19 protein-coding genes and 1 pseudogene are annotated in these 19,471 nt (G+C 58.0%); 6 read left to right on the top strand and 14 right to left on the bottom strand.

Annotated features, from left to right (window positions below; all coding sequences use genetic code 11):
• Positions 1 to 15: 15 nt before the first annotated feature.
• The 3 genes from ACVINW_RS10805 to ACVINW_RS10795 all read right to left on the bottom strand — a co-directional run bounded on the left by ACVINW_RS10805 (position 16) and on the right by ACVINW_RS10795 (position 1,348).
• The gene (locus tag ACVINW_RS10805) at positions 16 to 690 is read right to left on the bottom strand and encodes a metallophosphoesterase family protein (RefSeq protein ID WP_456751280.1); all 675 of its coding nucleotides are present in this window, start codon (positions 688 to 690) and stop codon (positions 16 to 18) included.
• 69 nt (positions 691 to 759) lie between these two features.
• Positions 760 to 1,131, bottom strand: coding sequence for a DUF4870 family protein (locus ACVINW_RS10800; RefSeq protein ID WP_456751279.1), 372 nt, complete (start codon positions 1,129 to 1,131; stop codon positions 760 to 762).
• A 43-nt stretch (positions 1,132 to 1,174) separates the two neighbouring features.
• Positions 1,175 to 1,348: a hypothetical protein gene (locus ACVINW_RS10795; RefSeq protein ID WP_456751278.1), complete on the bottom strand. Its 174-nt coding sequence runs from the start codon at positions 1,346 to 1,348 to the stop codon at positions 1,175 to 1,177.
• A gap of 130 nt (positions 1,349 to 1,478) precedes the next feature.
• On the opposite strand from ACVINW_RS10795, the gene ACVINW_RS10790 reads away from it, so the two are divergent.
• The gene (locus tag ACVINW_RS10790) at positions 1,479 to 1,715 is read left to right on the top strand and encodes a helix-turn-helix domain-containing protein (protein ID WP_456751277.1); all 237 of its coding nucleotides are present in this window, start codon (positions 1,479 to 1,481) and stop codon (positions 1,713 to 1,715) included.
• Between the two features lie 211 nt (positions 1,716 to 1,926).
• Here the strand turns inward: ACVINW_RS10790 and ACVINW_RS10785 are convergent, their stop codons facing one another.
• The 7 genes from ACVINW_RS10785 to ACVINW_RS10755 form a co-directional block, all read right to left on the bottom strand.
• Positions 1,927 to 2,367: a hypothetical protein gene (locus ACVINW_RS10785; protein WP_456751276.1), complete on the bottom strand. Its 441-nt coding sequence runs from the start codon at positions 2,365 to 2,367 to the stop codon at positions 1,927 to 1,929.
• 730 nt (positions 2,368 to 3,097) lie between these two features.
• Entirely contained in the window at positions 3,098 to 3,595 is a 498-nt protein-coding gene (locus ACVINW_RS10780; protein ID WP_456751275.1) for a hypothetical protein, read from the bottom strand.
• 733 nt (positions 3,596 to 4,328) lie between these two features.
• A complete protein-coding gene (locus ACVINW_RS10775; RefSeq protein WP_456751274.1) occupies positions 4,329 to 4,514 on the bottom strand; it encodes a methyltransferase in 186 nt (61 codons plus the stop codon).
• 270 nt (positions 4,515 to 4,784) lie between these two features.
• Positions 4,785 to 5,477, bottom strand: coding sequence for a hypothetical protein (locus ACVINW_RS10770; protein WP_456756364.1), 693 nt, complete (start codon positions 5,475 to 5,477; stop codon positions 4,785 to 4,787).
• Positions 5,478 to 6,299: 822 nt separating this feature from the next.
• Positions 6,300 to 6,641, bottom strand: coding sequence for a DUF2958 domain-containing protein (locus tag ACVINW_RS10765; protein ID WP_456751273.1), 342 nt, complete (start codon positions 6,639 to 6,641; stop codon positions 6,300 to 6,302).
• On the bottom strand, positions 6,634 to 7,734 hold the full coding sequence (locus ACVINW_RS10760) for a PGN_0703 family putative restriction endonuclease (protein WP_456751272.1): 1,101 nt from the start codon (positions 7,732 to 7,734) through the stop codon (positions 6,634 to 6,636). Before ACVINW_RS10760 ends, ACVINW_RS10765 begins: the two co-directional genes overlap by 8 nt.
• 201 nt (positions 7,735 to 7,935) lie before the next feature.
• A complete protein-coding gene (locus ACVINW_RS10755) occupies positions 7,936 to 8,340 on the bottom strand; it encodes a hypothetical protein (protein WP_456751271.1) in 405 nt (134 codons plus the stop codon).
• 1,248 nt (positions 8,341 to 9,588) lie between these two features.
• Here ACVINW_RS10755 and ACVINW_RS10750 point away from each other — a divergent pair.
• The 3 genes from ACVINW_RS10750 (at position 9,589) to ACVINW_RS10740 (ending at position 15,425) form a co-directional block, all read left to right on the top strand.
• Positions 9,589 to 11,139 (top strand): primase-helicase family protein, encoded by a 1,551-nt coding sequence (locus tag ACVINW_RS10750; protein WP_456751270.1) that lies wholly within the window; start codon positions 9,589 to 9,591, stop codon positions 11,137 to 11,139.
• Entirely contained in the window at positions 11,136 to 13,130 is a 1,995-nt protein-coding gene (locus tag ACVINW_RS10745) for an AAA family ATPase (protein ID WP_456751269.1), read from the top strand. Before ACVINW_RS10750 ends, ACVINW_RS10745 begins: the two co-directional genes overlap by 4 nt.
• A gap of 510 nt (positions 13,131 to 13,640) precedes the next feature.
• Positions 13,641 to 15,425 (top strand): hypothetical protein, encoded by a 1,785-nt coding sequence (locus ACVINW_RS10740; protein ID WP_456751268.1) that lies wholly within the window; start codon positions 13,641 to 13,643, stop codon positions 15,423 to 15,425.
• Here ACVINW_RS10740 and ACVINW_RS10735 read toward each other — a convergent pair.
• The 4 genes from ACVINW_RS10735 to ku form a co-directional block, all read right to left on the bottom strand.
• Positions 15,409 to 16,371: a hypothetical protein gene (locus ACVINW_RS10735; RefSeq protein WP_456751267.1), complete on the bottom strand. Its 963-nt coding sequence runs from the start codon at positions 16,369 to 16,371 to the stop codon at positions 15,409 to 15,411. The genes ACVINW_RS10740 and ACVINW_RS10735 overlap by 17 nt on opposite strands.
• A gap of 144 nt (positions 16,372 to 16,515) precedes the next feature.
• Complete coding sequence (locus ACVINW_RS10730; RefSeq protein WP_456751266.1) at positions 16,516 to 17,178, bottom strand: cell envelope biogenesis protein TolA; 663 nt, start codon at positions 17,176 to 17,178, stop codon at positions 16,516 to 16,518.
• A 26-nt stretch (positions 17,179 to 17,204) separates the two neighbouring features.
• Positions 17,205 to 17,450 (bottom strand): hypothetical protein, encoded by a 246-nt coding sequence (locus ACVINW_RS10725; RefSeq protein ID WP_456751265.1) that lies wholly within the window; start codon positions 17,448 to 17,450, stop codon positions 17,205 to 17,207.
• 20 nt (positions 17,451 to 17,470) lie between these two features.
• Positions 17,471 to 18,394, bottom strand: coding sequence for a non-homologous end joining protein Ku (ku, locus tag ACVINW_RS10720; protein WP_456751264.1), 924 nt, complete (start codon positions 18,392 to 18,394; stop codon positions 17,471 to 17,473).
• A 139-nt stretch (positions 18,395 to 18,533) separates the two neighbouring features.
• Here ku and ACVINW_RS10715 point away from each other — a divergent pair, with 139 nt between their 5' ends.
• On the top strand, positions 18,534 to 18,932 hold the full coding sequence (locus ACVINW_RS10715; protein ID WP_456751263.1) for a hypothetical protein: 399 nt from the start codon (positions 18,534 to 18,536) through the stop codon (positions 18,930 to 18,932).
• Between the two features lie 30 nt (positions 18,933 to 18,962).
• Positions 18,963 to 19,417 (top strand): annotated as a pseudogene (locus ACVINW_RS10710) (hypothetical protein).
• Positions 19,418 to 19,471: the final 54 nt, after the last annotated feature.

The following is a 19,471-nucleotide window of genomic DNA, read 5'->3' as shown; positions in this document are numbered from 1 at the left end:
CTTCCTCAGGGAGATCTATTTGTCCTCTAGAGATTTCGTCGAAAGGAATTTCAACGGTGCCGTATTGCCTTTCGCGAAGACCGCCGAAGTCAGCGCGCGTCCATAGACTGCACCAGTATCGATATTGAGCCTGTTGCAGCGTAGCTCAGGTGAACCACTTGAGATCGGCGTGTGACCATGTACAACGAGCCGGCCATAGTCGGTATCGCTTGAGAGAAATGGTTCTCTGATCCAAAGCAGATCACGCGGTCGCTGCTGATCTAGCGGTCTGGCCGGGTGCACACCGGCGTGCGCGAAATATCTCTGTCCGTCATCGTGGGAGAGAGGCAGCGAACGAATCCAGTCGATGTGCCCCGTGGGAAGTTCGTTCGGGCTCATCGCTCTATAGCTCTTCAGAGTGGAATCAGCTCCGTTCTGTCGCCAAACGAGCTCCGCGTCTTCGCCCTCTAACGCGGCAAGGAGGAGGTCCTCGTGATTGCCCCGGAGGCAGATGATCTCATCCGGGGACCATCTCTGCAAGTCCATGAGGAATTCGACGACGCCCCGGCTATCTGGCCCTCGATCGATATAGTCGCCTAGGAAGACGAGCTTTGACCTTCCTGCGCCTGCGTCCTCCTCGATGAGCCGGACAAGTTCCCGGAGTTGGTCCGCGCACCCATGGACGTCTCCAATCGCGTAGGTCTTGCTCAATCGGGAGCTCCGGGAAAGCCATGAGGTTGGCTGGGACAACCCTCTATGCCGAGCCGCCAATCTTCGCAATTATCCAAAGAGCCAAGATTTCGGCTCTGGGATTGGGCGCCGGTCGTGCAGCAGAATAGCCCCCTTGATGATGCGAACCAGAGTCCAAATCGTCCACCACAGCACGATGAGGAATCCGATGTAGACGTAAAGGAGGGCGAAGCCCACGACGAAATAAAGGAGCCCAATCCAGAACGTACGAATTTGGAATTGGAAGTGACTCAGCCAAACGCCACTGGCGGTGGTCGCCTTCACATGAGCGATGATGAGGCCGACGACGGTGGTTATGACTGTAAAAAAGCCAAGCGCGTAAAGGGCGTAGACGGCAAAAGCGTAGCCTCGGTCATTGCTCGGGTGAGACTGATGAATAGACGGTTCAGCGGAATCGGTCATCGTTGGCAGCTCTTGGTGCGATATCGGTGGATTTCCACAGGCCTCAGTTACGCTTCTGCCGCTCGGCCAAGATGAGGTAGCCGCCGGCTGCCGTGACCAGGAGAGCCATGAAGACGACCGCGGCCCGATCCTGCGGGCCGTAGCCAAGAAGCCAGAGGAGCACGCCGCCTCCGATCAATAGGCACAACGGCCACCATCGCTTCATCAGGTTGTTCATTTGCTTCCTCAGAATGTAAGCTCGGACATGTGAGATTCAGCCAAAGCTTCGGCTAGTTGTGTCCATGAATACCGATTTTATCGGTATCTGAAAAGTCGGTTTATGTCTCTAGCCCCCTCCGGGAGGCTGGATGCCAAAGACGGTCACGTCGCCGATTCAGAAGAAGCTCGCAGCCATGCTGGTCGAGCTTAGGAAGGACGCTGGCTTGCGTCAGGTTGATGTCGCGGAAAAACTCGGCGTCTATCAGTCGTGGGTGACGCACATGGAGTCCGGTCAGCGGCGGATCGACGTGGTGGAGCTGATTGAGCTTGGCCGAATCATTGGTTTTGATCCGGCTGAGGTTGTCCGGAAGCTGAGCAAACGATGAAGGGATCAGATTGGAAAGAAAAGAGCCCCCTTCCGGGGCTCTTTGAGCTTCGCACATGCGGTATCCGCGGGCTACGTCCCGTTTTCGAAAGCTCTCACGTGACGGTACCCCTAGCCGCTGCTCTGGGGAGACTCGCACGACGCATCAACGGTGGTTCGGTCAGGTGCGTTTGTCTTCGCTTCTGGAGCCTTGCCAAGCGCGTACGCCGCTATCAGTGATAGTAAGCTTGCTCGATACGCTTATGGAGAATTATCCCATCGATTAGCGCGAGCGCGCGCAGGTGATACGAATTGGGTCCAGCGCCGAAACAGGCGGCCAAATACACGTAAATGGCTTGCTCCTTCCTTCTCCAGCGCAGGCTCTTTAGAAGAGTTGCTGCCAAGCTATCAAGATCGTCATCAGTATAGTCGGCTCGTCGGAACACATCGGGGTCGTGAGGAGACAGTGATGTGATATCGAACACGTGTGACTCTTGGTAATAGATGTACCCCTCCACACTCCAAAGATCCTCCCACTGGCTTCTGATCTGCCTGCCGGCCGCACCTGCTTCTGGCGTGTTTACTGAGAGAGCCAGCGAGACGTGCGTTTCGTTGTAGGGATCGATAGCTCCCAGTTCGAGTAGAGCTTTCGCTCGCTTTTCCGAAGACATCATGTGTGCGATCTGAGCGAGATGCTTCGGGGGTCCTAATTTCGTTGCCATAGGTGTACTCGAAATATGGGTGGTCTTTGGCAATATAGAGCGGCGGGACGATGAAGGAGGGAGGGTGCGGGCGCAATAGCGGCCTAAGTTCCGCTAGTAATACATCTGACCAAGTCGTTCGACCGGATCGACGGTTCATCCGCCTGCGTTTCGCGAAGACCGCGGCTCTCCCCTTTGACCACGCCAATGTCGAGATGAAGCTGTTCTTGCGTAACTATTCGAAATCGGCGTGTGAAGAGCCAGGATGGCTTGTTCGAAGAATTGGGCGCTGATCATCCATCGGTAAGATCGCCCGTTGATGATGCCGTCCATTGTCACGAGGGCTTCCGACGGAGGCGAGAAATGGCAGTTATACCACGGGGGCATCTGGTTGATTGCGAAGCGTGGTGTGGAGCCATGCACGCTTCCGTGGTGATGTAAAGAAAAGAGCCCCCGAAAGGGGCTCTTTGAGCTTCGCACCTTGCAGGTCATCAGGCTACGTCAGGTTTCCAAGGCCCTTCACGTGACGGTACCCCTCGCCGCTGTTCTAGGGAGAGTCGCACGAAGCGTCGACCTTGCTTCGTCTGATCCCTTTCAATGTTTACTTCAAGGCAACGAGCTCATCACTCCATGAGATCAATGCGAGCAACTGCATAGGCGGCTGCCAGCCGAGTTCAAGACTTCGACGGGTCTCTTGGCTGCGCTAGGCGTCTTGTGATCTTGCCTTACGCCTTTTTTTGAGGCCGAATGCTCGCAGAAGATCGGGGCCAAGCTGTTCGCCTGTGTCTGCAATGAACCGGTCAATCTGCTGTTGAGTCAGCGATGGGGTGTGTGACAGGGCCTCAGCGACTCGCCGAATGGAGCGAGCCATGATTCCCACTATTTGCATCGTGTCGACCCGAAGATAGTGAATTGTCTCTTCTCGGGTGCGATAACCTATCCAGGTTGCAAGTCGAAGAATTTGCCTTCTGTCGTGCCGGTCGCTTTTGTCGTCATGATGGAAACCAAGTACTTCTTTCTCGGCCTCGCGACCGGCCATGATCGCTCGGATGTGAGCTCTCCAAGCTGTCCACTCGCTCTCAGCGCGGTCCTTTAGATCGCCACCGGCGTCGCAAAGTCGGCGATGCATCTGCATAGGTGTTTCCCCAAAGACTACATGCCCCAGCGATTTGCTATTTGCAGTTACGGTCACGACATTCACAGGGATTCCGAGTGCGCGAGCTACAACGGCATGTCCAGCTTCATGGTAGGCCGTACGTATTTGACCGAGCTCGGCTGGGACTTCAAGACGCGACTCTTCGATCAGTCGCCGTATCATGTCCGACCGGCTCGTTTCATTCAGTTGTGCTTGGCTATCAATCCATTCGAGGAGTGCTGTTGGAAGTTCTAGCTTGATGCTTTGGTTACGTCTCGGCGCGCTAGCTGCGCGGTCCGGCTTCCTGTTTGCTAGCGTTCATCTTGCGGCTTCATCCAGCGGCGATCGCGAAAGTAGAGGTCGGTGCGTCATGAAGACCGGTGAGAGAATGTGACGATAGGGCTCCCAGCCATCAACCAAACGCCATGTCGATATAGCCTGCAACGTGCAGCTGTTAAAGCTCCACGACTTTATGCATCTAAGTTCGATGGGACGGTCTACATAGACAAAGGACTACTTAAGCCAGGCGAAGCGCTCGAACGCCGCATATGAGGGCGATTGGCGGAGCGTGAGCCCCGCCCAGCTCAACGCGGCAGAGCGGGCCGCATTTGTTGAATCTCGGCGGACGGTACACTTCTTCAGGGGCGGATTGAGTCCAGCTGAAGCTGCCTGGAGGCCTCGAGTTCCGAGAACGGCACGGCTCATTAATCGACGCGGTTAGATCCCGGGCTGATCCTGGTCGTGGCATCGCTAAATGACGCGCAGAACGCTCGGCCTGATCAGGAGTTGTTTCAGCTTATTACGCGTGCTTCGCCTCGATCACACTGAACCTTCCGGCCGGGAGGACCGATTTGACCGTGAAGCCGGACCTTTTAAGCAGATGCCTATATTCCTGCTCAGTCCGCTCCTTGCCGCCGGGTCCACGAAACATATTTAGATCGCTCATGGCGTGAGCACGATGCTCAGCGCAAAGCTCGGCATCCACAATGAACCTATCCAGAGCCTCTGGAAGCGGTGCCCGGAATGGCGTCGACAGGGAAGGTTGCGTGTGGGTGGCGCCGGGGGAAGGAGGCAGTGAGGGGAGGATAGGAAGGTAGGTGGAGGGTAGGTGAGGGGTGAATGGCCGTGGGTTAGAGGGTGGGTGACGGTAGGTGGCGGTGGGGGTAAAAAATATACTGACGCGACAGCATCTCGTGCCGCTGATTTTTGCGCAATGGTCTTAGCGAAACGGTCGCGGGCCTCGGAGCGTCACCGATCAAGCTGTACCATCAGCCGCCTTGTCGGGGCGCATACGAATGAAGACCGGATGACGGAACTTGCCCTGGTTTGTCAGCTCCATGCAGGTGACTTCGATGACCTGGCCGACTAGTCGCCCGGCGTTGGCTTCAGCCCATAGGACTTCGCGCTCGCTGTCCGTAAAGCCCGCGCCCACGGCACCTCGAGCTGTTGTGACGAAGCCGAGCCGACCGCGGTGTTTGCCAGTCCCTTCTGAAGAGTCGAGAACACAAACATCAAAGGTTTCGAACGGCTTGACTTTGACCCAGTCGGAGCCATTCCGGAGGACAACCCCCTCATAACCGAGTTCATTGGCTCGGTCTAACAATGCGCGAATGTCCGTCGGCGTGGGGTTCGTTATGGTGCCCCAATGGAGGCGGGGATCGAGTGGGGAGAGGCCGTACAGGTGCTGTCGCGTGATTGAGGGCGTGTCTTGTCTGAGGCACTTGGTCCGGGTAGCTCGAATTGTGTCGCGGAAATTGTTGACGAATACCTCGCAATCTCTCGGTTGACCATCACGCCAACGAGGGAGGTTATGCAAGGGCTTGGACGATCTGCTTACCCAGCCAAGCTCGTCTTGCCAAATCGCGCGGACGCCATCCAGCTTCAATGAGACCACCCAATCGCCGGCCAAGGCCTTTCCGTTCCATGAACGCGGATTGTTAGTCGTCACGGCAGTCAAGGTCCCTCGCGAAGATGTTGGCTCTCGCGAATTCGACGGAGGGATCGTTATGTTGCGCTCGCGCGATCTATCATCGAAAGCCGCAGCGCGCCGGTTGGGGGACCAACGCGGATCTAGACGAATGACGGCCCGGAAGGGCGGTCAATACAGGAGGCGGTAAGCTGGGCATACGAACTGCCTGTATGTGAAACGGTCCGAAACGGTGATCGGCGGAAATAAGTCATGCGCACTAGCGAAAATGAACTCGCCGACAATCGATTTCGTGAGATGTCCCCGTAGGCGTTCTGCCAAGTTCCTTTCCTGAAGGACTTCATCTGACAGTCGGAGAGTTCAGGCCATTCGCCCAGCATTTCACCAAGGAACGGTAGCCAGTTTCTACCGTCTCTCACACTGTTGGGTGTCTTGTTTGACGGTGGGGCAGGGGAAGGGAGAGGGCTGGGTAAGGGTGGGTCGGCGGGTGAGTGGCGGTCGGTGGCGGTGGGGGTAAGAAAATATAGTCGTTGCGTTTGCGTTAGCGGCCGCATTTTTTTGCGTGGTTGGTGGAGCGAACGATCGAGGAGGACGATGATGGGCGGCACGTAGGGCGAGGGCCATGTATCGTCTCAGTGTCCGAGGTAATCACAAGCGCAAGGGCCGACCTTTTGACTGTCGATCGGTGACGAATTTACGCCGCATTTGGGACACTTGTCGTCGCAACCGCAGGACCACGCCTCCTCCCATGCGGTACCGCAATTTGCGCACGCGTAACTGTTGATGAAGGCGGGTTGGCAGTGGGACTCGTGGTCCCACTGATGTTCACAGCGCTTGCGCCTCTTACGCAACAATGCGGCCCTTGGCTCGCGCTTCCGCAGCGTATGCTGAGATCGGCTTGTCCGCGGTGAAATGAAGGTCTCGTTCCACGGGAAGACCTAGCCGGCCTCTGACTTGCTTGATTTCGGCAAGGCTCACATACCCCAGCTCAGGAGAATTGAGGCCCAGGTCGCAGAGACCAAATAGGCGGTCTACTTCGTCTGGGTCACATTCAGTGATCAGCCAGGTTGCGGCCGCATCAGGTGTGAACAGCTTAACCACCGGAAAATGGTCACGTTCGTCAGCCAATGCGTTGACTAAGAGCCGAACCCGATCTTCGACCGTGAGCAGATCGATCTCAACCATCGAGGCTGGCTCCAGGTGCGGGAACGACTGGACCGGTGGTGCCGCTGTCAGTTTGCGGCGCTCGCTTCCTCTGGCCGCCTGCTCTGCCATCGTTTGGCACCGCCTGCGACGTGCTGGCCGCGACGTCTGGACTGAGCCTCGGTGCGAGGACGTTAAGAGCCGCATCATAGATCCGCTGGAAGTTGCAGTAGCGCTGCCAGAGGCGGTCGGCCGTGTCCCTGTCGCCGGCGACATCAATCGCGTCGATGAATGCTTCGAGCGTGAAGTGGTGAAAAGGGACCTGCGATGGGTCAGCAGGATTCAGCGGAAGGAGTTCGTTCGCGTAGACGCGGAAGGCTGCTTGGACGCGCCGGTTTAGGCTCGGCCCGATTCCGACGAAGCAGGCTCCGGGCACCGCTCCGTTTCGGACGGCCAGTTGTGCGGTCATGTGTTCGCGAGTGAGCTGCTCGCAGGGTCCGGAGCGGAGGATTGGACTATCAGGGTCTTTGTAGAGACCGACCTCGCGAAGCGCTTCGAGCTGCCTGGGTTTCCACGGCTTAGTGGCATGATCCAAGCTTTCGGTGTATTTCAGCTCAAGGTAGATCACGCCCCTCCCTTGATCGGGCGTCTTGACGAACACTGCTGCGTCGAACGCCGAACGGTCGCTCAGGTATTTGTCGCTTCTGCGCCCGGGCGAATGCTCGAAAATGATTCGGTCCACAGAGTGAACGAAGTCGGGCAGGAGTTGTTTGAAAACTCGGCCGGCAAGTTTGAGGTTCAGCGCAAGAGGCCCAATGCAATTCAGAGTTGCGGGCATCGACGAAACACTGTTCATAAGGAGGCGGTCTTCATCGACCGCCGCGTCTTCCTCCCTAAGAAGAAGCAGGTCCCTCAGAGCGAGGAGGTGAATGTCCGGGTTTAGGAAGTTCCGGCCCTCTTCCGCAGCATCCGCACGAAGATAAGAGGCAAGATGCGAGCTGGGCTCGCCGTCCGTCATCGCGTTCGGGATATCGTTATCGCGCATCCATAGAATCTGGAGCATACGCGCGGCCCGCCGGAATCGGGAATCGATCTCGCAAGTCCCTCCGAACTGCTGGAGCAGGCGTTCAGGCACCCATGGTGTGCGCGCGAGCTGTTGAAATCTCGATCTCCGCCCACGGGTCCCGGATGAAGCAGGGGGCGGGATCGTCGGATTTGTGTTCGTCAAGGTGTCTCTCTCTTTGTTGTGGCCGTTGTGGCGAGAGAGATTCGACTAGAAGACGACGATGTTGACGAATAGGAGAGTATGTTGCCAGGCGCGCCGAGCGATACGAGCTTAAGGTTGCTGGAGGACCTTCACTCCATCTCCGTCCATTACTTTGCTGATGTCGATAGCTTCGGGCTTTGCCTCCTCGGCCACAGCTTGGTTGTCCAGAGCGGCCAGTATTCTCCAAAGCCGGTCCAATTCCGAGCCTTGATCGGGTGACGAATGCGGAGAAGGTGCGTTAGTCGATTTCCGGCGGCGCGGCCTGGTACTGTGGGTTGTTCCTTGCTCGAAATTGGTGAGGATCGTGAAGAGCCAGCTCGCCTGGTTGTCGGTGACGAAAGCTCGATCCCGATAGAGCTCGATTTTACGAAGTATGTTCTGCAGGAATCCCGCCTCTTTCGAACTAAGGCGTCCGTCGTGGAGGGCAGTCGTGACGCGTTGTTCCAGCCTCTTAAAGCCGTTGCCGATGATCATGCGATGCGCTCCAATGGTTCTATTAGAAGTGGTTTGCGATATAGAAGCTCGGAGCCGCGCCGCTGATGTCCCAATCACCGTGGGCGGGACGGTAATTAACCGAGGGTGTACGGAATTCTGAGATTTCGGATACGCGTCCCTGCGGCTTCTCGAAACCTGGTGGACGTCGGAGGGAGGTTTCTGTGCCTGAAGGGCACAGCTTCGCCTGCGAGGGCGAAGCTGCTGTCGATGGGAGCCCGAAACCCGGAGCCACGCCGTCGGTCAGTCTTCGGATAAGCGCACCCTGTTACGGGTAGGCCGGGGTCAGCCGGTCGGCCTTTACGCGCCGCTTCATCTGGCGGGGCTATTGCGCAACACATCCGTCAATTGCGCAACAGCTGCAGGTCGGGAGTTACCGGAGCCTGCTCCTGCTTTCGACTTTCGCCGAATGCTTTTGTCGATGCCTTTCGACGTTTCACCGCTCGATCTCCACGACCTGGATAGCCGGAAGTGCGGGGCCCATGGGGGGCTGCTATGTTCCGCTGCCTTTTCGCGCAGCGATCATGGCGACTTCGAAAGAATCTGTTTCTCAGTTGAATGGCTTGTGCTGAGCGAAGCGCTGCGCCACCGATCGTTTGTCTGCCGAGAATCCTTTGACCGCCGGGATGGCATGCCCCTGTCACATGGTTGCCGCCTTCATCTGGCGGTAAAGTCGACCGAGCGTCACGTTAGATTTGCCTGTCGAGATATTGGCCATGCCGACACCCCCGGCGGTGGGCCTCGAGTACGAGTGTGGTGCGGCGGCCGTCGTCCTCCGGGGTGGACGACGGTCATTCCGGCCAAGACGGCGACGTCGCGCCATAAACGGGGGTCAGTTCGGTTCGAGCCAACGTCTTTTAAACCATTGAAATCACGACATTTTATGCGCTAGTGGTCCGCTGCTGCTTGGCCTTGCAAGGATGCAAAGGTAGCCGTTTCTCATTTTAAATTGGCTACCCCCCGTTCTTACTGAACCCACTTGAGGCAAAGCGTCGTCCGTGAGTGACGACGACAGCAGGCGTGGCGAGTTTCCAAAGCAAATCGGCTGGAAGGGCTCGTTCGCGTCGGCAAGGCCGCTGAGTCTTGCAGCGACGCCGTTCTGTGTCTTCGCCGTCTCACACAAATCAGGGGTTTTCAGTCCGCCCCGAAAGCGCGGGCTGCGAGGCGCCTGACTGACCTCACCAGTCGGCCGCGTGGCCGAAGCATCGAACTTATAAGGAAGCAGTCACTATGAAGTCCGAAGTAACAGCCGACGATGGCCATCACGATCAGCCAGGCCAAAGTCTAGAACTGGCTCTCAGTCCGGACAGCGGTTCTCCAGACACGCAGCAGGCAGCGGAAGCCTTGGAGGATGTGCAGAGCTATGTTTGCGACTATCTCGATCGTCATCAAATCGAGGTGCAATATGACGGGTCGCTAACAGTAGCCGGCGCTTTGTTGTGTGCAGACGCCCCCCATATGGCAATCGAATATCTCCAGACCGAGATTCTGACCTCTTCCCATCTTCTGGACGACATGGCTTTGGATCGCGATCGTCGGGGCGTGAAGACCAAGAAAGGCCTGGTCAAGGCTGCTCTTCAGAAGGAACTCCGCCGTCGCCGCAAGGAGCGCCGCAATTCCATCCTGCTTCCGCTTATGCGCCCAGTTCCGGAAGCGATTGCTTTGGCAGCCGAGCCCGAATGGACTCGCCTCGGACAGCTCTTCGACATGCCCGTCCAACTGGCTTGCGACTGCATTCGCCATTTTATCTGGCAAGTCAAATCGAAAAGCCTGGGTCGGCGGGTTGTGCATCATCTGATGCCAGTTATTTTCAGCCCTCAACAAGGCTCCGGAAAGACGACGTTTGTTCGCGCGCTGATCCGCCCTCTCAAAGACCTTGCAAGCGCCGATGCCCTTATCTCGGATTTCGCCGACCACCGCAGCGGCGACATCTATGGTTTTCCGGTCGTTGTCGTTGACGACATGGAGCAGTTGCCGAAGGAAACTGTGCCGATCCTGAAGAGTCTGATCACTTCTGAGCGCATTGTTCGCCGTCGGTTGCACACGTCCCAAGCAACCAGCACGCGGCAAAAGGCCACTCTGATTGGTACGGCGAACAGGCCTATTCATGAACTTGTTGAGGATGAGACCGGTCACCGCAGGTTTGCAATGATGCCGTTTCGCAACGGTAATGTTGCCAAAGGCGGTGAGAAGGTAATTTGGGAAATCGTATCCAGCCTCAACTACGAAATGTTGTGGCAATCCGTCGATGCCTATGCGGCGAGCCCGATTCTCCAATCCCTGGAAGAGCTGCATTTGCACCAGACCCGTGATCGACCGCTCCCGAAGCTCCTCGCGTGGTTGTTCTCTCTCGACACGAACTCGGAAAAGATCAAGCGCATTTCCGTTTCTGGCGGCGTCCGCGCTGACAAGCTCCGAGACCTCTACGTCATGGAGACTGGTGACGTGCTCTCGAAGCAAAAGTTTTCCGACGCCATGCTCTTGCACATGAAAGACAGCCGGGCGCCTTTCTCCGAGAAGCACAAGAAGGAGATCGGAGCACTCTATCGCGTGCGGCAACAGCGTCCGACGCTCACGCTGGCTGATTACCGCACCGTTGAGATTGAGAAGCCAAACCCGCAACCGGCCGCTGCGCTGCCGGAAATATCGGCAATCTTCAATTCATCAGTGGCATCAGCTTCGTCAGCTTCGTCAGGTTCATCAGCTTCGTCAGGCAAGGTCGAGGCAATCAGCGTTGGCGAGGGGGTATCCTTGTCGCCCGCGGACGGAGAAGTGCGGTGAGTTGGGAGCAGAAGTATCGGCCGCAACGTTTCAGCGAGGTTCGCGGCCAGGACCACGCCGTTCGGCTGCTCTCCGCGTTGTCCGCCAAAAGGACTCTCGGCCGACATCTTCTCCTTTATGGGGCCGTGGGATCGGGAAAGACGAGCCTCGCCCAGCTATTTTCAAGAGCTCTCAATTGCACCGCCGCAGAACGTGACGGCTCGCCTTGCGGGCGCTGTGACAATTGCTGTCAGCCCGGGCGCTATCACTTCGAGGTCGATGTGCCCGGTCGATCGGACGAAGACTTGGTGGGTTGGGCGAGGACTCTTGTTCAGTCTCATAGTGATAGCCGAGTCAGGGTGCTATTTTTCGACGAAGCTCATGCCTTGTCAAAAGCGTCCCAAAACGGGCTTCTCAAGCTCATCGAAGACAGTCCCGCCGCGGTGAAGTTCTTCTTTGCGACGAGCGAAGCGCAGATGTTGAACGCAGCGCTGGTGTCGCGTTTGACGGAGTTGAGCATCCATGCGCTGACGCCGAAGGTTGCCTATGACCTTCTAGAGTATATCGCCGGGCGGGAACGGATTGCGTACGAGCCGGAAGCGCTCCATCTTCTCATCGCGGCAAAGCCGCCCTATGCACGAGATCTCACCATTGCGCTGCAACAGCTCCACGATCGCGGCGGTCGGATTGACGTCGATCTCGTTAAGAATGTCTATGATCTCAGCGTCTGTGACCATATTCGGGACTACTGCATGGCCCTGGCTTGTGGTGATCGGGACCTGCAGGCAAATGCGCTCCGCAAGTGGCCGGCGCAGCCGCCGGAGAAAGTCAGATGGATCCGGCTTTTCCTTGCAACGACCTACTATAATGACGTTCTCGGTCATCTGCTGCCGATAGACCCCCTCGTACAGAGCATGGTCGCCGTTCGGCGCGACTTTGTCACGCGGCTGTGCGTGCGCTTCGATCTGGCAGATCAGCGCAAAGCTGAACCTCTTATGCGGCGGATGCTCGAATTCTGGTCGCAGCCGTTACCTCAGGATGATGACTCGGCCGAACTGAAGTTGCTGCTGTTCGAAGCCTTTGTAGGCTCTGACTTGACACCTGCGATCAAGACGCCCCGGCAACGGAACCGCCAAGATGCCGAGCGCCCAAAGAGGTCTCCGCCTGGCGCGGACACGCTTGGTAAGAAGAATTCACGGGCCACGTCGCCGTACATCGAGACCGAGGAAATCCGGCAAGTCATCAATCGTGCGAGCTTCTTCGTGCAGCATCATGGCGTGCCGATGAATGTGGTGTTTCGCATCCTTGTTCAAAGCGAGGTAGGCGACTTGGAAAGGCTTGGCGCCGAGGCGATTGGCAGCTTCTGCCTTGAACTCGAATCACAGATGGGCTCACAAGGTTCTAATTTTGCCGCCATCTCCGTTATTGAGCGGGACGGTGGTCAGATCGTCGGGCGGGTGATAGCCCACATCGATGGTGCTCAAATTGGAAGCCTTGAGGGCTTCCGCGCTTCCTGCGCGCACCGCTTCGGCCATATCGTACGCGTGTCGACGTGCGAGGGCGCCGAGCCAATGGCGTTCCATTGGCAAAACGTTCGCGAACTCTGCGCCGGTATCAACAAGTTTGATGGTGACGGGTCAGGTCCGAAAGACTTACGCCAGCTATTGCGCATACCTAGGGCGCTATGGAGGTCCCCAGGACCATTCTCGTATCCTCGGACAATATTTTCAGGGGACCTGAGTGACCGGGCGATCGCTGAAGCATGCAAATACGGGATGGCTCCGCTTTCGGCATTTGATGCAAGGCAGTGGCATTGGATCTACCAAGGGTGGGAACTCCGCGAGTTTCAAGATCGCGGCTCTGAGATAGCCCAGCGACGGCAAGAGGTAGCCGCAATCGAAGGCCATGGGCGTCCTGATCCTTTACAGCTTGAGCGGTTGTCGGACGTCCTGCACCTTTGGCAGCGCATGACCCCGGAGCAGCGGGTGCGCCGGTGGCGAGGATGGTGGTGATGCTTGATGTCGAGTGGTTGCTTTCTCCGGCCCCGTTCAGCGGTGTGCTGCTATACAGCTATCGAAGCGGCGTGCTGAGGCCGGCTGTTTTACGGCACCTGCGTGAGATTGCGCGGCAAATGGGCGGTTGAGGTCGCCTCGTACGATGCCGCCACGCTCGAAAACATGTGGTCCGTACAGGCGACCCTATTTGACGAATTGAGGATCTGCGATCTGACCGGTGCGAGGACACAATGCACCGTCGACGGACTGCTGTCGTTGGCGGTCGATGGGCCGGCAGCCCCGACCGTGATAATGGCTCCAGCCTCGTCGAAACCGCTACGAAGAGGCGCGAAATTCCTCCACATCGAGGAGCCCCGCGTGACAAGCGCAAACCTTGCGAAAGTCGTACGATACTTGGCATCGACGTCTGACCTGGCGAGCCTGGATCTTGCGTACAGACAGGACCCCCTACGCCGACATCTTCGGCGCTGGATCGGGGAGCGAGGGCATGCCGGACTGCCCGAAGTCATGCAAGAATTTGATCATGCGGTCGTGCAATATTCTAATCCCGGTTCAAGTGAACAGGATGTTGGGAGTGGTAGCTTCGCATTTGCCGGCCGCTCGTACCTGATGAACTCTTTGCAGCGCTTCCTCGCTTTGGACGAGGCGTTCGCGCTTTCGCAGCTGCTCATGGCTCTGGCGATAAGAAAAGAGAGGGAGGCGAAAGATGCGGAGCTTGTCGAAAAGCTTCTAAAGGCGTCGGTCCGAGTGCGAGAGATCAGCTGTTGTGGCGGCCCCGGTTCGGCCGGACGCAAGAGCGTCTTGAGATCGGCAATCATTGGAAGAGAAGTGTCACTGCTTTGGAGTGCGTTGCTGCTATCATGGTCCCTTGCTTGCACGTCAAATCAAACCGACCCAGCTCAAATGGCGTTTCTCGTCGAGTTCGATCATTTTTGCCGTGACTTTAAGCGACGACTGCAGGACCTCGCAGCCGACCCTCTCGATAGCTGTTGGACACGTATCCGAGAAGCCTTTCGCGCAATATCCGTCATTGACGATACCGAACGACCCGATCCCAGGAAGGAACTACTCCGTTCCATTTCGCGTGAAACGTCCTGTCGACCAGCATACCCGTGGATCGAGAAGCTCCGTCGAACGGCCGCCGGCGCGCAAAGCCACCGACCTAAGGGTGCATCGAACTCGCCGTTTGTAGATCGGGAGAGCCCGAATACGGAGCTTGCATCTCTTTCGGACGTGATGGGACAAAAGCACATCCTTCAGGAGTTGCGGGATCGATTTCAGAGCGGGCGGCACGATCGTCCTTTGTTGCTCGCAGGCCCCGATGGTAGTGGGAAAAGGACGATCGGACGTCTTTATGCCAAAGCGCTGCTCTGTGAAGGAGATCGTGCGGAACTGCGGCCGTGCGGTAGCTGTCCATCATGCACGACGTTCAAGGGAGGAGGAAATTTCGGGTACTTTGAACTCGACGTTTCTCACGATGAAGGCCTGTCTCATGTCAATCAAGTAATTCGTAATCTTCGCTATGTTCCCATAACCGATCGCCGCGTCGTTTTAATCACGAAAGCCGATCATTCGTCCGAAGCGATCAACGCAGCGCTGAAGACTTTGGAGCGCGGCGCAGAGGCGACGAGCTTCATCTTGCTGGCTGAAGACGAGCGGAGGGTCGAGGCGGCAGCTCGATCCCGAAGTGCTGTTCTCAGAGTTCGTCCCCTGCCTGAAGACGATGTGCGAGTACTGGCTCAGCGTTGGCTCGCGTCGAATCAGGTTGAAAACGCTGTCATCGAATTGATCGTCAAGAGCGCGCGCGGTCTTCCTGGCTCGGTGCTGAAGCTCTGTCAAGAAGTCGCGGAAGCATCTGCGTCGACGTTGGAGCAGGCGAAAGTGCTCTTCGGGTTTAGCTGGGGCGTGCAGATCTTGCGATATTGGCAGGAGCTGTTGAACGATGAGTTCAAATCAGCGCAAGCCATGGATTGCTTGAGCGGGATGACAGCTGATGATGCGATCTATCGCTTGCGAGCCGGGCTGCGCCAGCTTCTGGCAAGAGCCGCGATATACGAGCCGGCGTTTCTCGGCTTGGAGGCTGACTTGCGTAAATTGACAGATCGCCTCGACCGAGATGCCGCAAGGCTCGGTCCAACGTGGGTCGCGTTGTGCGATGAACTGGCGCGGCATTGGTTCGACGACGCAATTATCGACCACGAGGACATCATTGATGTGACCTTGAAAACTCGCCAGCTGCTGAACGCCGCAAGCGAGCAGACCTTGGCCAGGCAGTTCACGTCTTTGGCGTAAGCTTCTTGCTGCGTTTGGAATCGTTCCTCCATATGTCCCCAATCCGATTGATGAGTTGGACCTCCGATATCTGTCGCTCCATCAGCGCCGACGCTCTTTTCCAGTCCGGAGGTCCGTGCTGATCTTCTCTCTGCTTCTTTTCGAGTGTCGACTTGTCTTGCCCGTATGCGGAGAAGAAGCCATCCAGCTGTAGCGCCTTAATCACTGCGCATGAAAATTCGATGCCCGGGCCAGAGTAGCGAGGAAGATTGGCCTTGACGCCTCTTGCGTCACGGTCGTCGCGACGCTTCAGGTAACCAAGTGTATCATCAATTGAATTTACGTTGAATCGCCTATCAAAGGCGTATTCGTAGATTCCAGCGATTCGTCGGACAGCGATCGTATCTGGGCCGATGCCGCCACCTTTTCGGAAGTGTGGAACGACCTCGTCACGAATGTACACCTCTCTCTTTGAACCTGCACTTCCGATCCAGGTGTAATACTCACCCGGGTCGACACGATCGAACTGCTCTATCATGTCACACAGGTGGTTCAGCAATCTTTCAAAATCGCTGAGCGGAGCTACCGTGTGTTCCAAGATGTCATGCGGTGCGACGTAGCGATTGGGCTCATCCGGGTTTGTCGATTGTGTCGATTTGACGTAGAGGTCAAGGGCAGCAACGCTTAAAAGTTTGTTCATCCAGTACAACTCGTCGTCGCCGATTCTTCGCCGAAGCGAAGAAACGTCTCGCAAGAGCGGCCGTAATGTTTTGTCCAGCTTGGTGCGCGTATTCATCGACGAAAGTCGATGTTCTGTATGCACAACGAGAACTAGCTGGCGGAACAGATCGGCAATTCGCGGCCACTTGTCGCGGGCGACCTCCTGCGGATCACGCATGGTCGCAAGGACTTCATCTACCGTGCTCTCCGAGATGCTCGGTTCGAAAGGATTCTGGGTTTCGGACATGTTGCCGTGTTATTTGGATGTATCTCCGAGTAGCACACTGTTCGCCGACACGGCAAACACCTATCGGAAGAGCGCGCCTGCTGCCCTCAGCCCACGCCACGACCTCGCCTCCAGGGTATGCCCGCACGCTGTTCGCTGCCCTACTCAAGTTGCGGGACTCGAAGGCGTGCCGGCGGCCGCGATGGCAACAAGCTGGCCTACTCGCGCGCACGCCGCAGCATGGCTTGCAGTCGCTCTTTCCTTTTCCCACCGGTCTTCCTCAACTCGCGAACGTTTCTCGAGAGCCCCAATCTCGGCCTGGATGGCCGCGGCCCTGTTCGCATGCTCGCGCTGGGCCTTGTCTAGCGCAGCTTGCGCTTTGGCCTTCGCCCTCTCTCGCCGCTCGCGATCCCTTTCTCGCGCGGCCTCTTCTCGCCGGCGCTCGGCTTCGCGGCGTTTCTGCTCCTTCTCGAAATCGGCCACGACCTTTCGGGCTTCTCGTTCGCTGATTTTGGGAGCGACTCGCTTTGCGGGCTTTGTCCGAACTCTTGCGCGCCGACCGCGATTCTCGCCGGATCCCAGGTCGGACGGGGCTTCGGAGTGTTTGGCGAAGCGACCGTTCGATCCCGCCGGGCGCTTGAGCACCACGCCTGGCTTCGACATCGTTGCGGCGACCACGTCGGGGTCTTCCGTCTCCTTGGCGGCACCCTGATGAAAGAGATTGCTGCCAGCTCCCCAGGCCTGGAGCGCAGCCTTCATCGACGGCGCCGCGATTGCGAGATCGTAGAAGCCCAGCGACGTCTGAAATGTCTTGAGCTTCCTCGCCATGGTTGTCGGCAGCCCAGCGGATTCTCCTAGCGCCGGCGCGCGACCCAGGTACCGAGTAGGAACGCGACGAACAGCGATGATAATGGGGCCTGCACCGTCACCCTGCGCAGCCGCTCGGCCCAGCGCAGCGCCGCCTCGTTTGAGGGCTGGCGCAGCGACCTTCGCGTCTCGGCGGACTCCGTCTGGCCGCGCGGCTGCGGTGCGCCGATGGCGTCCTGATCATCGACCAGGCCAGAGGCTTCGGTCATCGCGGAAGCTTCTTTCATATCCATGCGGTCCTCCTATCCCGACCTCAGGCTGACTTCCGCTGCGGCTTGGCCGCCGGCTTCTTCGCCGCCGTCTCCTTCGGCTTCTTGCCTTCAATCGGCATCAGCATCTCTTTCTGCCCGCTCGACGCCTTGCGCGGTTTCTTGGCTGGCTTTGCGGCCTTCGCCGGCGCTGCCTCCTTGCCGACGGATCGGCGCAACGCCTCCATCAGGTCGACCACGTTGGTCGATGCGGGCCGTTCTTTCGGCGTAATTGGCTTGCCCGCGCGCTTCTGGTTGATCAGCTCGATCAGCGCGGATTCGTAGTGGTCCTCGAATTTCTCGGGATCGAAGCGTCCCGCCTTCTGGTTCACGATGTGCCTGGCGAGATCGAGCATGTCCTTCGTCACTTTGACGTCCTGGATCTCGTCGAAATATTCCTGTTCGCTGCGCACCTCGTAGGGATAGCGGAGCAGCGTGCCGACAAGACCCTTGTCGAGCGGTTCGAGCGCGATGATGTGCTCGCGGTTGGTCAGCACCACCCGGCCGATTGCGACCTTATCCATCTCGCGGATGGTTTCGCGGATCACCGCGAAAGCGTCGTGACCCACCTTTCCGTCCGGGCGCAGGTAGTAGGGGCGGATCAGGTAGCGCGGATCGATGCCGGACTTGTCGACGAATTCGTCGATCTCGATGGTGCGTGTGGACTCGAGAGCGATTTCCTCGAGCTCATCTTTGGTGACCTCGATGTACTGGCCTTTGTCGAGCTCGTAGCCCTTGACGATGTCCTCGTTCGGCACCTCGTCACCGGTGTCGGCGTCGACCTTCATATACTTGATGCGGTGGCCGGTCTGGCGGTTGAGCTGGTTGAACGAGATCTTCTCGCTCTCGGAGGTGGCCGGATAGAGCCCGACCGGACAGGTCACCAGGGACAGACGCAGGAAGCCTTTCCAGTTGGCACGGGGGGCCATGTACGCAGAACTCCGGTTCGAGACGGCCTGGATTCAAGACGAACGGCAGACCATGGTTCCGACAGCGCCCGCCCGCCATACGGCCCCAATTTTTCGGATCGGACTCGACTCTGTTGTTCTTGTTATGTTCTAATTGATTATGTCCAATCGACCCGCGAGCTGGCGCATGCCGACACCCAAGCAAATGGATAAGATGGCAGCTCTCGTCCGCAACAACGTGCCTCGGGAGCGAGGATTGGCTCCGGACGATGATCTGCCGCAGGAATACTGGGAGGCCCTTCTCGCTGACCCCCACGCCGATGCCAAGCCGGCAAGCCCGTCCCCTGGGACGCTGCGGCTGAGCCAAATTCCTCAACATATTCTGAGGGTGGGCTGCCGCCGCTGCGCCAGGGTCGTCGAGATCCAGAAGGCAGATGCCGCTCGTCTCTACGGTCCGGACGCGCTCTGGAAGGATGTCGGGCAGCGGCTGTTGGACAATACCTGCACCCAGCGCACCGGCCGCCATGAGGAAGACGGCTGTTGGCCTGCGTTCGAGTAGTCGCCCGCGCGTCCGGAACTGGATGCTGCCATGGCACCAAAACATCACCCGACGCCCCTCTCCGGAGGAGACCGCAAGGCGCTCACCAAGGAGCTCGGCCGGGCACGCGCGATGACGACGATCCTCGCAGGACAGGCCGCCGAAGCCCGGGCCAAAGGCGAAGCTCTCATTCGTCAGGCCGACAAGCTGCTCTGCGAATCGTGGAACGAGCGCATGTGGGCAGATGGCGGGCCCATTGACCCATCACCGATGGTCGACCAGGCCATCAACGGGGGCTTCGCCTCACTCGAGATCGAATGCTCGCGCTGCAAGACGAAACGGGACGTCGACTTGACGGCGCTGCGTCATCCGCCGACGACATTTGTCCACGACTTGGCCAGCCGGCTCCGCTGTAGCAATGTGCTAAGGCCGGGCGTCGGCCGGCTGCCACTCTGCTGCAACTGATGTCGCGGCGCCCTGCATCGTTCAGACTATTTGAACGATAAGTCCGAAGATGGACTACTTCCCTAAACGGCTATTGAGCTCCGAAGATGAGCGTA

This window comes from Bradyrhizobium sp. USDA 4461, assembly GCF_054055655.1.
The sequence above is the reverse complement of the archived record's forward strand: the minus strand, read 5'-3'. Positions and strand labels throughout refer to the sequence as shown.

What these genes read in the sequence shown, in the direction of transcription:
- ACVINW_RS10800 (WP_456751279.1), bottom strand. Translation starts at nt 1,131, where the DNA reads ATGACCGATTCCGCTGAACCGTCTATTCATCAGTCTCACCCGAGCAAT.
- ACVINW_RS10795 (WP_456751278.1), bottom strand. Translation starts at nt 1,348, where the DNA reads ATGAACAACCTGATGAAGCGATGGTGGCCGTTGTGCCTATTGATCGGA.
- ACVINW_RS10790 (WP_456751277.1), top strand. Translation starts at nt 1,479, where the DNA reads ATGCCAAAGACGGTCACGTCGCCGATTCAGAAGAAGCTCGCAGCCATG.
- ACVINW_RS10785 (WP_456751276.1), bottom strand. Translation starts at nt 2,367, where the DNA reads ATGATGTCTTCGGAAAAGCGAGCGAAAGCTCTACTCGAACTGGGAGCT.
- ACVINW_RS10765 (WP_456751273.1), bottom strand. Translation starts at nt 6,641, where the DNA reads ATGGTTGAGATCGATCTGCTCACGGTCGAAGATCGGGTTCGGCTCTTA.
- ACVINW_RS10755 (WP_456751271.1), bottom strand. Translation starts at nt 8,340, where the DNA reads ATGATCATCGGCAACGGCTTTAAGAGGCTGGAACAACGCGTCACGACT.
- ACVINW_RS10750 (WP_456751270.1), top strand. Translation starts at nt 9,589, where the DNA reads ATGAAGTCCGAAGTAACAGCCGACGATGGCCATCACGATCAGCCAGGC.
- ACVINW_RS10740 (WP_456751268.1), top strand. Translation starts at nt 13,641, where the DNA reads ATGCAAGAATTTGATCATGCGGTCGTGCAATATTCTAATCCCGGTTCA.
- ACVINW_RS10735 (WP_456751267.1), bottom strand. Translation starts at nt 16,371, where the DNA reads ATGTCCGAAACCCAGAATCCTTTCGAACCGAGCATCTCGGAGAGCACG.
- ACVINW_RS10730 (WP_456751266.1), bottom strand. Translation starts at nt 17,178, where the DNA reads ATGGCGAGGAAGCTCAAGACATTTCAGACGTCGCTGGGCTTCTACGAT.
- ACVINW_RS10725 (WP_456751265.1), bottom strand. Translation starts at nt 17,450, where the DNA reads ATGGATATGAAAGAAGCTTCCGCGATGACCGAAGCCTCTGGCCTGGTC.
- ku (WP_456751264.1), bottom strand. Translation starts at nt 18,394, where the DNA reads ATGGCCCCCCGTGCCAACTGGAAAGGCTTCCTGCGTCTGTCCCTGGTG.
- ACVINW_RS10715 (WP_456751263.1), top strand. Translation starts at nt 18,534, where the DNA reads ATGTCCAATCGACCCGCGAGCTGGCGCATGCCGACACCCAAGCAAATG.